This window comes from Pedococcus sp. KACC 23699 (genome assembly GCF_045348425.1).
Classification (GTDB): Bacteria; Actinomycetota; Actinomycetes; order Actinomycetales; family Dermatophilaceae; genus Pedococcus.
Window position 1 is genome coordinate 1,684,333 of sequence record NZ_CP157483.1, and the last position, 12,356, is coordinate 1,696,688.

The 12,356-nt window shown below is 70.0% G+C and carries 12 protein-coding genes; 3 read left to right on the forward strand and 9 right to left on the reverse strand.

Annotated elements, in window-relative coordinates; all coding sequences use genetic code 11:
- Position 1 precedes the first annotated feature (1 nt).
- Positions 2-937 carry a TIM barrel protein gene (locus tag ABEG17_RS07850; RefSeq protein WP_406832724.1) on the reverse strand — a complete coding sequence of 312 codons (936 nt, stop codon included), beginning with the start codon at positions 935-937 and terminating at the stop codon, positions 2-4.
- The gene (locus tag ABEG17_RS07855; RefSeq protein WP_406832725.1) at positions 934-1,938 is read right to left on the reverse strand and encodes a Gfo/Idh/MocA family oxidoreductase; all 1,005 of its coding nucleotides are present in this window, start codon (positions 1,936-1,938) and stop codon (positions 934-936) included. Before ABEG17_RS07855 ends, ABEG17_RS07850 begins: the two co-directional genes overlap by 4 nt.
- 132 nt (positions 1,939-2,070) lie before the next feature.
- Here ABEG17_RS07855 and ABEG17_RS07860 point away from each other — a divergent pair, with 132 nt between their 5' ends.
- The gene (locus ABEG17_RS07860) at positions 2,071-2,808 is read left to right on the forward strand and encodes a GntR family transcriptional regulator (protein WP_406832726.1); all 738 of its coding nucleotides are present in this window, start codon (positions 2,071-2,073) and stop codon (positions 2,806-2,808) included.
- A 12-nt stretch (positions 2,809-2,820) separates the two neighbouring features.
- On the opposite strand, the gene ABEG17_RS07865 is transcribed toward ABEG17_RS07860, so the two are convergent.
- From ABEG17_RS07865 to ABEG17_RS07895, 7 genes are all read right to left on the reverse strand, one after another.
- Positions 2,821-4,365, reverse strand: coding sequence for a DUF3352 domain-containing protein (locus ABEG17_RS07865; protein ID WP_406832727.1), 1,545 nt, complete (start codon positions 4,363-4,365; stop codon positions 2,821-2,823).
- A gap of 300 nt (positions 4,366-4,665) precedes the next feature.
- Positions 4,666-5,112, reverse strand: coding sequence for a 50S ribosomal protein L9 (gene rplI / locus ABEG17_RS07870; RefSeq protein WP_406832728.1), 447 nt, complete (start codon positions 5,110-5,112; stop codon positions 4,666-4,668).
- Between the two features lie 28 nt (positions 5,113-5,140).
- Positions 5,141-5,377 carry a 30S ribosomal protein S18 gene (gene rpsR, locus ABEG17_RS07875; RefSeq protein WP_056884210.1) on the reverse strand — a complete coding sequence of 79 codons (237 nt, stop codon included), beginning with the start codon at positions 5,375-5,377 and terminating at the stop codon, positions 5,141-5,143.
- Positions 5,378-5,567: 190 nt separating this feature from the next.
- Complete coding sequence (locus ABEG17_RS07880) at positions 5,568-6,128, reverse strand: single-stranded DNA-binding protein (RefSeq protein WP_406832730.1); 561 nt, start codon at positions 6,126-6,128, stop codon at positions 5,568-5,570.
- A gap of 68 nt (positions 6,129-6,196) precedes the next feature.
- Positions 6,197-6,484 carry a 30S ribosomal protein S6 gene (gene rpsF, locus ABEG17_RS07885; protein ID WP_406832731.1) on the reverse strand — a complete coding sequence of 96 codons (288 nt, stop codon included), beginning with the start codon at positions 6,482-6,484 and terminating at the stop codon, positions 6,197-6,199.
- A gap of 168 nt (positions 6,485-6,652) precedes the next feature.
- The gene (locus tag ABEG17_RS07890) at positions 6,653-8,068 is read right to left on the reverse strand and encodes a glycosyltransferase 87 family protein (protein ID WP_406832732.1); all 1,416 of its coding nucleotides are present in this window, start codon (positions 8,066-8,068) and stop codon (positions 6,653-6,655) included.
- Complete coding sequence (locus ABEG17_RS07895) at positions 8,065-10,314, reverse strand: transglycosylase domain-containing protein (RefSeq protein ID WP_406832733.1); 2,250 nt, start codon at positions 10,312-10,314, stop codon at positions 8,065-8,067. Before ABEG17_RS07895 ends, ABEG17_RS07890 begins: the two co-directional genes overlap by 4 nt.
- Before the next feature lie 300 nt (positions 10,315-10,614).
- On the opposite strand from ABEG17_RS07895, the gene ABEG17_RS07900 reads away from it, so the two are divergent.
- Together ABEG17_RS07900 and ABEG17_RS07905 are read left to right on the forward strand one after the other, a co-directional pair.
- Positions 10,615-11,229: a helix-turn-helix transcriptional regulator gene (locus ABEG17_RS07900; protein WP_406832734.1), complete on the forward strand. Its 615-nt coding sequence runs from the start codon at positions 10,615-10,617 to the stop codon at positions 11,227-11,229.
- A gap of 9 nt (positions 11,230-11,238) precedes the next feature.
- Entirely contained in the window at positions 11,239-12,318 is a 1,080-nt protein-coding gene (locus ABEG17_RS07905) for an inositol-3-phosphate synthase (protein ID WP_406832735.1), read from the forward strand.
- Positions 12,319-12,356: the final 38 nt, after the last annotated feature.

A 12,356-nucleotide genomic window follows, 5' to 3' on the forward strand; every position in this document is an offset into this window, starting at 1 on the left:
GTCAGCCACCCACCGGCGGGGTCGTGGCACCGGCGACGTCCAGCAGGTGGGCCAGGCTGGTGCGAACCGCCTCGACCGGCCCGTCAGGACCGGGGTCACCCGGCAGGATCGTGTCCTGCTCGAGGACGTACCACCCGTCATACCCCTGGGCCTCCAGGGCGCGGACGATCGCCGCGATGTCGACGTCACCCTCCCCGAGGGGGACGTACATGCCGGCGGCGACGGCCTCGGTGTAGGTGGCCTCGCCGGACTGCACCCGGCGAGCCTGGTCGAGGCGCACGTCCTTGAGGTGCACGTGAGCGATCCGTTCCGGCGAGCTGACGGCGACGGCGACGGGGTCACCACCGCCGATGAGCAGGTGACCGGTGTCGAGGCAGAGGCCGATCCGGCTGCCGGCCAGGACACGGGCCGTCTCGTCACCGGTCTCGATCATCGTGCCGACGTGCGGGTGCAGGGTCGCGGTGAGCCCGTGGGCCGATGCCGCCTCGTCGATCCGGTCGAGGTTGGCGAGCAGCGCGTTCCAGGCGGTGTCGTCGAGGACGGGCCGCTCGTCATACCCCTCCATCCCGGAGGCTGCGGCCAGGACGACGGTCGAGGCGCCGGCACGGACCAGAGCCTGCATGGCTGGCTCGACCTCGGGCAACGGGTCGTGCGAGGGGTCGTGCAGGACCACGGGCACGAACTGACCGACGGCCTGCAGCCCGTGCGCAGAGAGGGTGCGCACGCGCTCGTCGAGGTCGTCGGGCAGGAATCCGTCGGGGCCGAACTCCGTTGCTGCGAGGCCGATCTCCGCCATCTGGGTCAGCACCGTCCGGGCGTCGTACTGCCAGCCCCAGTCCGGCACCTCGCAGACCCCCCAGGAGATCGGGGCCCCGGCGACGCGCTGCGCCAGCGGGCGGCGGACCCCCTGCGCCACCCCTGCCAGTGCGGCGCTCACAGCGACGCCACCTCGTCGAGGCGGACCACGCGGCCCTCGCGACGGGATGAGTCGCACGCCTCGGCGATCCGGAACGCCTGCAGGGCGTCGGCGACGGTGCACGGGGAGGGGATCGCCCCGCGGACGACGTCGGCGAACGCGGTGAGCTCGGCGCGGTAGGCCGGCAGGAACCGGTCCATGAACGACACGTGCACCGGCCCGGGTGGGAAGGTCACCCCCGGCTCGACGGAGCGCAGGGCGAGGGAGTCGTCGAGGCCGACGGCGACGCTCCCCCTGCTGCCCACGACCTCGAGCCGCACGTCGTGTCCCTGGCCGGTGTAGCGGGACGAGGAGACCTGGGCGATGGTGCCGTCGTCGAGGGTGAGGATCGCGGCTGCCGTGTCGACGTCGCCTGCCTCGGAGAAGAACGACTCGCCCTTGTTGGACCCCGTGGCGAAGACCGAGACGACCTCGCGCCCGGTGACGAACCGGATGATGTCGAAGTCGTGCACGTTGCAGTCGCGGAAGATCCCCCCGCTGGTCGGGATGTATGCCGCGTGCGGCGGCGCGTGGTCGCCGGTCACCGCCCGCAGGGTGTGCAGGAACCCGAGCTCGCCACTGGCGACGGCCTCGGCAGCAGCGCGGTAGCCGGCGTCGAAGCGACGCTGGAAGCCGATGTGCACGGGCACGTCCGTGCTGGCGGCGAGCTTGGCCAGCTCGAGGCTCTCGGCCAGCGTCCCGGCGACCGGCTTCTCGCAGAACGTCGGGACCCCCGCCTCGATACCGGCCCGCAGGAGCGGTGCGTGAGCGTTGGTCGCTGCGGCGATGACGAACCCGTCGACGCCGTCGGCGAGCATCGCCTCCGGGGAGTCGGCCCAGGCGAGGCCGAGCTGGTCCGCAACGGCTCGGCCCACCTCCGCGGCGACATCGGTGACGACGAGGTCGTCCACCACGGGAAGGGCTTTGAGGGTCTCGGCGTGGAAGGCGCCGATGCGTCCGATGCCGGCGAGGCCGATACGCATGACTGCTCCGTTCAGGGCGGGCTCGGGGAGGGCGACGTCACAGCCTGTCGCGGACCTCGACGGAGTGTCAAGAATATGTCCTGACATTCTCATGTCCTCTTGTCGGGCGCTGCGCCCACTACTGTGTCCGCCATGGTGAAGCAGATCGGCGTCAGGATCGACAGGGCCTCACCCGTGCCGCTCTACCACCAGCTCGCGCAGCAGCTCTCGGCCGCGATCACCAACGGTGACCTGCAGCCCGGCGACCCGTTCGAGAACGAGATCGCGCTCGGCGAACGACTCGGTCTGTCCCGACCCACCGTCCGTCGCGCCTTCCAGGAGCTCGTCTCCCAGGGTCTGCTCGTCCGGCGCCGGGGTCTGGGCACGACCGTCGCCAACCGCAAGGTGCACCGTCGCGCCGAGCTCACCAGCCTGTGGGACGACCTCGCCCGGGGAGGTGACACCCCGACGACGACCGTGCTCTCCCACGAGCTGGTGCAGGACGAGGTCGCTGCCGCGGCCCTCGACCTGCCACCGGACACCGTGCTGCTGTGCATCCAGCGCCTGCGCTGCGCCGGCACGACACCGCTGGCCGTGATGCGCAACTGGCTGCCGCCGGCGGTCGGTGACGTCACCCGCGCCCAGCTCGAGCAGGAGGGCCTGTATGCCGTGCTGCGCGAACGCGGGATCCGTCCCGTCGTGGCGCACCAGAGCATCGGCGCCCGGATGCCCACGGCCGCCGAACGACGCCACCTCGAGATCCGCGGCACCGAGCCGGTGCTCACCATGACCCGCAGCGCGTTCGACGCGGCCGGCAAGGCCGTCGAGTACGGCGACCACTGCTACAGGGCCTCGAGCTACAGCATCGACGTCATGGTCGACGAGCGCTGACGCCGGGCGGCCCTACTTCGTCGTCAGGCGGATCCGGAAGTCCGCGTCCGAGCCGTGGCCGGTTGCGGTGATGCCGAGGGCCGACAGGTGGTCCAGTGCAGAAGCGCCGGCCGAGGCGCCGGCCGGGGCGGACTTCGACCCCGCCACGTCGTCCTTGAACTGCGCGGCCAGCCCGGAGATGTCGACGTAGGCCGCGACCTGGGCGTCCTGCGGGTCCTTGAGGGCGTCCTTGAAGGCGGGCATGTCACCCAGGCCGTGCGTGGTGGCCACCTCCTGTCCGTAGTCGTCGGAGAGCGAGACCACGGTGCCGCCACCCGCGGGGCGGACGAAAGCCTGCCCACCGCCGGCGAGGCCCGCCGCGTGGTCGGCGACGGTGCGCAGCACGTCGGCGTCGCCGTCACCGAGCACGGCCACCTTCGGTCCGCTGGTCGGGTCGATCCCACCGAAGACCACGGTGAACCGGGTGCCGAGGGCGGCAGCGACGTCACCAGGCACCGAGATGCCGACGGCCTGCTCGACCTGCTTGAGCCCGGCGGTGAACTCCTTGTCGCCGACCGCGGCGCGCAGCGAGGACTCGAGCTCGGGCCACGCCGCGCTGAAGCTCTTGCCCGCACCACCGACGCTCACGGCGGCCAGGGTGTTCCACGGGAGCGTGGTGATGGTCCGGACGTCACCAGTGGCCGAGGGACGGGCCTTCACCCCGTTGACGTGCCCGGCCAGCTCGAGGTTCGGCCCGTCGAAACGCAGGGCCACCGCCGTCCGGCCCGCGTCGGCGAGGTTCGTGAGGTTCGCCTTGGGCATGCCCGCGGCCCCACCGAGGGCCGAGACCATCTCGCCCGCCTTGGCCGAGTCGACCCAGGCCGAGACGACACCGTCCTCGCCGAGGTCGCGCATGTCCTGTCGGTAGGTCGACGCCTCCGCCAGCGTGCCGCGTGCGGTCGCTGCGACGATGGCGTCGAGCGGGGCGTCGGTCGTGCCACTGGTGCAGACGGCATACTCCTCTAGCACCCGGCAGCGTCCGCCGAGGGAGCTTGCCAGCGCCGGGAGGTGGGTCCTGGCGGCCGTCGCATCGCTGATGCCCAGGGCGAGGACCGGGCGGGCGCCCTCCTTGGCGGCGGTGTCGGGGACGAACCCGATGCCCATCCGCTGGCCCAACCAGGGCTGCACGTCCTTGGCGTAGTCGACCTTGCCGAGCCCGCCCTGCTGCTGGATCGCCTCGAAGGCCACCTTGCGCAGGTCGGTGTCGGCGCCGATCTGCTTGTCCGCCGCGGGGAAGGACCGCAGGAAACGAAACGCGTCGACCTTCTGGCCCGCTGACGGGTCGAGGTCGACCTTGGCGAACGCGACCGTGCTCGAGGGAAGCACCGACTCGGGCTGCGGCCCGCTCCCGCTGAGCTGCTGGAAGGCGAAGATCCCCCCGGTGCCGAGGACGACGATGCCGGTGACCGCGCCCACCAGGGCGACGACCCGGCCTCGGCGGCGGTCCCGTCCGTTGGCCTGCATGAGGGCGACGAGCTCCTCGGCTCCCGCGCCACGCAGCTCGACCGCCGGCGCCACCTCCGGGCGACTGGTATCCGTGGACGGCGACGACGAAGCCGACTCTGGCATCGAACTGGACAAGACGTTCCCCCACGCAATCATTCGTCGACCCCGGGCGAGGCCTTCGCCGGAGCATAGGAACACCACGGGCGGCTCGACCCGCGATCGCGCCTCCTACCAACCGAACGGACGATCAGCACGAACCGGACAGTTGCGAACCTCGCATCGCCCCCGTCGCGAACCCCGTCGCGAACCCAGGGTCCGGACACGACGAAGGGCCCGCTCCAGCCGGAGCGGGCCCTTCGAGGAGTGGTGTCGTCAGCCTGCGACGACGTCCAGCTTGACCTTGGCCTGCACCTCGGGGTGCAGACGGACGAGGGCCTCGTGCGTGCCGACCGACTTGATCGGGGTGCCGATCTCGATCTTGCGACGGTCCAGGTCCGGGCCGCCGGCAGCCTTGACGGCCTCGGCGATGTCGGTCGTGGACACAGCGCCGAAGAGGCGACCGCCGGTGCCCGCGTGGGCGACGACCTTGACGGCCTTGTTCTCGAGGTTGCCCTTGATCGACTTGGCCTCCTCGAGGGTCTTCACGGCGCGGACCTCACGGCCCTTGCTGATCGCGTCGACCTGCTTCTGCCCACCCTTGGTCCACGACGTGGCCAGGCCACGGCGGAACAGGAAGTTGCGGGCGTACCCGTCCTTGACATCGACGATGTCGCCAGGGTTGCCGAGGCTCGAGACCTCGTGCGTGAGAATCACCTTCATAACTGACTTCTCCTCTGGTTTCGCCGGCTCAGCGGGACGAGCTGGAGTAGGGCAGGAGCGCCATCTCGCGGGCGTTCTTGACCGCGGTGGCGATGAGCCGCTGCTCCTGGACGGACACACCGGTCACCCGACGAGCGCGGATCTTGCCGCGGTCGGAGATGAACTTGCGCAGCAGCGCGGTGTCCTTGTAGTCGATGTTCTCGACCTTCGCCGCCTTCAGCGGGTTGGCCTTCTTCTTGGGCTTGCGCACAACGGGCTTGGCCATCGTGGTGCTCTCCTTCTGCGAAGTGTCTTCGCGGATGAGCCCTGGTCTCCCAGGGATGGGGTTCTTCGAGTTGGTCCTGCCGAGCCGGCCTCAGCCGGCGGGCAGTGGTGGGTATGCCGCGTGGTGAGCTCCGTGCGGAGCCCGGCCGGGCGGCATACCCGGGTGATCCGAACCGGTCAACGGTGCTTGATCAGAACGGGGGCTCGTCGTACGACGGCGCGCCGCCGCCCCAACCGCCACCCTGCTGGCCGCCACCCTGGGGGGCGCCCTGCGGGGAGGGCTGCTGACCACCGGACGGGCCGGTCGCCCACGGGTCCTCCTGCTGACCGCCGCCACCCTGGCTGCCGCCGCCGCCGCCGGAGAAGCCTCCGCCGCCGCCGGTGCCGCGCTGGGTGCGGTTGACCTTCGCCGTCGCGTACCGCAGCGAGGGGCCGACCTCGTCGACCTCCATCTCGACGACGGTGCGCTTCTCGCCCTCCTTGGTCTCGTACGAACGAGACTTCAGGCGGCCGGAGACGATGACGCGCGTGCCCCGCTGGAGGGACTCGGCCACGTTCTCGGCGGCGTCACGCCACACCGAGCAGCGCATGAACAGGGTCTCCCCGTCCTTCCACTCGTTGGACTGCCGGTCGAACTGCCGCGGCGTCGAGGCCACGGTGAAGTTCGCGACGGCAGCACCCGAGGGGGTGAAGCGCAGCTCGGGGTCGCCGGTGATGTTGCCGATGACGGTGATGATCGTGTCGCCAGCCATGTAGCGGGTCCCCTGTTCGGTAGGTCAGGTCTGGTGGAACGGGTGGTGCAGGTTCGAATCGGTGCGGCTCAGGCGCCGGGGCGCAGGAGCTTGGTACGCATGACCGACTCGTTGAGGCCGAGCTGGCGGTCCAGCTCCTTGGCCGTGGCCGGCTCCGCGGTGAAGTTGACGACGGCGTAGATGCCCTCGGCCTTCTTCTTGATCTCGAACGCCAGGCGACGACGACCCCAGATGTCGACGTTGTCGACGGTGCCGTTGTCCTTGGTGATCACGGTGAGGAACTTGTCGAGCGAGGGAGCGACGGTGCGGTCGTCCAGCTCGGGGTCGAGGATGACCATGAGTTCGTACTGACGCATGCTGATAACCCGCCTCCTTTGGTCTGTGCGGTCACGGTCTCTCCGTGACAGGAGGGTTGCAGTGCGATCCCCCTGGACTCACCGGTGGGCAAGCCTCGGGGGGAACTGGACCAGAGTACCGGGACCGGGCGACATCACCGAATCACTTGTCCACAGGTCCCGACACGCTCAGGCCAGACGGACGAGGACCCGGTCGGGGGCGCCGGCGAACTCGCCCTCGAGCTCGTCAGGGTCCTCGTCCGCATCTCCCCCAGCGGCGCTCTTTGAGGGATCCGACGCATCCTGGTCCGCCGGATCACTCAAAGACTCGAGTATGGCGACGGGCTCGGCGGGGCGGGCGGCGGCGGTGTGCCACACCCGCCACACGAGGTAGCCGACGGCGACCACGCGGACGACGAGGAACACGGCATACCAGCCGGCGGGCAGGCCACGGTCGGGGGTGGACAGCCCGGCGACGTAGAGCCAGACCGCGACGAAGTGCAGCGCCTCGGCGGTCGCCCAGATGAGGTGGTCGCGCCAGCGCAGCCCGCACAGGGCGACCAGGGGGACCAGCCACAGGGAGGACTGCACGGGGAAGGCCTTGCCGGCGAGCAGCGCCAGCGCCACGAGGACGAGCGACACCTCCGCCAGGGTGGGGCGCCGGGGGGTGCCCAGGGCGAAGATCGCACCGGCTCCGAGCGCGAGCACCAGGGCGATGAGGGCGGCCGCCGTCGTCGCCGAGGTCGGCAGCGGGGCACCGAGCAGCTGCGGCAGCATCCACACCGACCCCAGGCCCGCGGCGCTGTCCCACCACACGTGGGTGGAGCGCAGGATGGCCGAAGGGTTGCCCACGAGGAAGGGCAGCAGGACCAGGGCCATCGCGCCGGCAGCCGCCAGGAGCGTGCGACCCACGACGGCCAGGCGTCCGGCGCGCAGGCCGAGGAGCACCAGCGCCAGCAGGATGAGCAGCGGGTAGACGCGAGCCGTGACGGCCAGCCCCAGGAAGACCCCAGCGGCCACGGGCCGGCGCCGGCTCCACGCCCAGATCCCGGCACTGACCAGGGCCACCCCGAACAGGTCCGAGGACACCATCGCTGCGAGCAGCAGGACCGGGCTCAGGGCGACCTGCGCCGCCAGGGAGGCCCGGTGCGGCCGGGACGCCGCGGTGAGCCACACCATGGCGACCACCAGGACCGTGCCGAGGATGGCCCAGAGCGCGAAGTACCAACGGGTCTGGTCCAGGAACGCGCCGTCGGGGACGAAGCCGCCGAGCCAGGCCATCACCGAACCCGTGAGCACCGGGTGGTCGGCGCGGGCCCCGGTCCCGCCGACGTAGGCCGCCAGGCCCTGGTCGAGGTTGCCGAGCTGGTACTGCGCCGGCAGGTCGGAGAAGCAGGCGTGCCAGAACTGGTCGGACCCGACCCAGCCCTTCTGGATGCAGTGGGCGCGTTCGAGCACCGACAGGGCCATCGTCGCCGCCCCTGCGACGAGCAGCGGGAGCACCGTGAGCGGCCACGACGCCGCACGGGCGGAGGCATGGCGGCCGAGCGGCCCACCGGCAACCGCCAGTGAGCCACTCGGCAACAGGTCCTCCCGCTGCGTCATGGACCTGTGGTGGGTGGCGCTGTCGTCTGCGGGCGGTTGCCGAGCAGGGTGACCGTGCCGGTCGTCGGGACCGGCGGCTTGGTCCTCGTGGTGGACGTCGGGGCGGGCGGCTTCGTCGTCGAGGTGGTCGACGGCGGCGCGGTCGTGGTCGTGGTCGTCGTGGTCGTCGTGGTGCTGGTGGTGGACGACGTGGACGAGGTCGAGGACGAGGTCGTCGTCGGCGGCGGCGTGTAGATCTGGTTGTCGCCGACGCCGACCCGCGGCGGGAAGTCGAGGACCTTCTGGCCGGCGAGCGCCGAGGTCATGTAGTCGGTCCAGATGTGCAACGGGACCGTCGCGCCGGTCAGCTCACCGACGCCGGGGATCTGGTTCATCGACAGCTCCTGGCCGTTCTTGCCGGTGCTGTAGATGCCGACCGCCGTCGCCAGCTGCGGGGTGAACCCGTCGAACCAGGCAGCCTTGTTGTCGGTCGTCGTGCCCGTCTTGCCCGCGGCGGGACGCCCGAGGTTCTGGGCGTACATCGCGGTGCCGTCCTTGATGGGCTGCTCCATCGCGTCGGTGGCATCGGCCATGGCGTCGGCGTCGAAGGCCGCCTTCTTGACCGGCTTGGCCTTGTAGTTGATCGCGCCGGGACCGCCCTTGACGCTGGCGATGAAGTACGGCGTGACGCGCTGGCCCTTCGCCGCGATGGTGGCGTACGCGTTGGCCATGTCGATCACCTTGACGTGCGAGGTGCCGAGGACGTTGGCGTAGTTGGTGCCGAGCCCCTTGGCGGGGAGGCCGGCGGCCACGGCGGCATCGCGGGTCGCCTGCGGCCCCACCTTGATGTTGAGCTGGGCGTAGACGGTGTTGACCGAGTGGCCGGTGGCCGTGCGCAGGTCGATGTTGCCGAACTGCTCACCCGGGAACGGGCCGAAGTTGCGCACCCCGCCCTGGCGCAGGAAGTCGGTCGCGGCGTTCGGGTCCGCGAACTCCTTGAAGTACTGCGGCGAACGTCCGTCGAACCGCGTCTTGGTGCTGATCGGGTCCTTCTGGGAGAGCGCCGCGAGCAGGGTGAAGACCTTGAAGGTCGAGCCGGCCTGCATGGTGGCCTGGGTCGCGGTGTTGAACTGTTCCTTCTTGTAGTCCTTGCCGCCGTACATGGCCACGACCGCACCGTCACCGGGCCTGATGGAGGTCAGTCCGACGCGCAGCGTGCTCGTGCCCGGGCCCGTGGGCATCCGGGCCTTGACCGAGGCGATGGCCGCGTCCTGCGCCCTCTTGTCGATGGTCGTGACGATCTTGTAGCCACCGCGGTCGATGTCGGCGTCGGTGAGCTTGAGCTTGCTCTTGAGCTCGGCCTTGACGGCGTTGGTGACGAACCCGTTGGGTCCGCTCGCGCCCTTGTCGGGGCTGTACTTCACGACCTTGGGGAACGTGGCCTTGGCGCGCTCCGCGGCGGTGATGTAGCCCTGCGACACCATGCCGTCCATGACGTAGGTCCAGCGGTCCTTGGCGTTCTGCGTCTGCTGCTTGCCCAGGCCCGGGTCGTAGAACGAGGGCCCGCGGATGACCGACGCGAGCAGGGCACCCTGCGAGGCGTTGAGCTGCGAGACGTCCTTGCCGAAGTAGGCCTTGGCCGCGGTCTGCACGCCGTAGGCGCCGCGCCCGTAGTAGATGGTGTTGAGGTAGTCCTGCAGGATCTGGTCCTTGGACTTCTGCTTCGCGATCTTGATCGAGATCACGATCTCCTTGGCCTTGCGGGTCAAGGTCTGGTCCTGGGTCAGGAAGTAGTTCTTGACGTACTGCTGGGTGATCGTCGAACCACCCTGCGTCGCCCCGCCGCGCAGGCCGACCCAGACCGCCCGGGCGATGCCGGAGGGGCTGATGCCGGAGTTCTGGTAGAACGTGCGGTCCTCGGCGGCCAGGTGCGCCTCGCGCACGACGAGCGGGATCTGCTTGATCGTCACCGACTCGCGGTTGACCTCGCTGATCCGGTCGAGCTCGGTCTTGCCGTCGGCGTAGTAGATGACCGAGGCCTGCGCACTGGCGAGGTCGTTGGGCTCCGGCGTCTTGATCAGCGCGTAGGCGGTGAAGAAGCCCAGGAGCATGAGCACGAACCCTGCGAGGGCGACGATGCCGAGCCGCTTGGCCCACACCTTCTTCCGGCTGGCGACCGGCTTGGCACCCTTCGGGCGGCGCGCGCCGCCCGACTGGCCCTGGGCAGGCCGCTTCGGACGTGGGGAGCTCGGGGGTGAGGAACTCATGGGACCTTCCGGATCGACATGAAACACGGGCTGGGGCGCACCCGTGGGAGCGCTGCCCCACCCCGACAACTGACCATCAGTATGACCGCTGACCTTGGGAATGCCGCATCGGAACGGGGGACGGGCTCGACCGAACGGCTGGGCCCGGCACGCGGCCGGGCACGAGGCCGCGCGCCCACGACCGCCCGACAAGGATGTATCGACTCGATATATCTGGTTGTGTATGGTGGGGTGACAAACTCGGAGTTTGTCACCCTGGACCGCCCACCCGCCCCATACCCCCAGCGAAGGAGAGCAGACATGGCCGCACGCCGCACCGAGCTGCTCGAGTTCGCCGTCCTCGGGCTGCTGCACGAGGCGCCCCAGCACGGCTACGAGCTGCGCAAGCGGCTCAACGCCGCGCTCGGCCCGTTCCGCGCCCTGTCCTACGGCACGCTCTACCCCTGCCTGCGGTCACTGCTCGACAAGGGCTGGATCACCGAGGCGACCGTAGGCCGCACGACGACCGCCGGGACGGTGGGGAGCAAGCGCGCGCGCATCGTCTACGAGCTCACGGCCGACGGCAAGGAGCGGTTCCAGGACCTGCTGCGCGAGGCTGGCCCGACCTCGTGGGAGGACGACACCTTCGACGTGCACTTCGCCTTCTTCGCCCGCACCGAGGCCGAGGTCCGGCTGCGCATCCTCGAAGGGCGTCGCAGCCGCCTCGAGGAGCGGCTGGAGAACATCCGCACCGCCTCGGCGAAAAACCGCGAGCGCTTCGACAGCTACACCGCCGAGCTCGAACGACACGGGCTGGACTCCGCCGAGCGCGAGGTCCGCTGGCTCAACGAGCTCATCACCGCCGAGCGCAACACCCCGGCGCCCCCCAGCAGCACCACCCCGAACGATCAACCGATCACCCCGCTCAACCACTAGGAGTTATCCATGGGATCCATTCGCGTCGCCATCGTCGGCGTCGGCAACTGCGCCAGCTCCCTGGTCCAGGGCGTCGAGTACTACAAGGACGCCGACCCGACCCAGACCGTCCCCGGCCTCATGCACGTGATGTTCGGTGACTACCACGTCAAGGACGTCGAGTTCGTCGCCGCCTTCGACGTGGACGCCAAGAAGGTCGGCTTCGACCTGTCCGAGGCGATCAACGCCTCCGAGAACAACACCATCAAGATCGCCGACGTCGCCCCGACCGGCGTCACCGTCCAGCGCGGTGTCACCAACGACGGCCTCGGCAAGTACTACCGCCTCACCATCGAGGAGTCCGACGCCGAGCCCGTGGACATCGTCCAGGCGCTCAAGGACGCCAAGGTCGACGTGCTCGTCTCCTACCTCCCGGTGGGCTCGGAGACCGCGGACAAGTACTACGCCCAGTGCGCCATCGACGCGAACGTCGCGTTCGTCAACGCCCTGCCGGTCTTCATCGCCTCCGACCCCGAGTGGGCCGCGAAGTTCGAGGCCGCCGGTGTCCCGATCATCGGTGACGACATCAAGAGCCAGGTCGGCGCGACCATCACGCACCGCGTCATGGCCAAGCTGTTCGAGGACCGTGGTGTCGTGCTCGACCGCACGTACCAGCTCAACGTCGGCGGCAACATGGACTTCAAGAACATGCTCGAGCGTGACCGCCTCGAGTCCAAGAAGATCTCCAAGACGCAGGCCGTCACCTCCAACCTGGGCCACGACCTGGGCGCGAAGAACGTCCACATCGGCCCGTCGGACTACGTCCAGTGGCTCGACGACCGCAAGTGGGCCTACGTCCGCCTCGAGGGTCGCGCGTTCGGCGACGTCCCGCTCAACCTTGAGTACAAGCTCGAGGTCTGGGACTCCCCCAACTCGGCGGGCATCATCATCGACGCCATCCGCGCGGCGAAGATCGCCAAGGACCGCGGCATCGGCGGCGCGCTCATCTCCGCGTCGTCCTACCTCATGAAGTCCCCGCCCGTGCAGCGCGAGGACACCGAGGGCCGCGCCAAGCTCGAGGCCTACATCGCCGGCACCGAGGAGCGCTGACCCCAGCCCCTCTGCACACGCATGAGGCCCCACCCGTC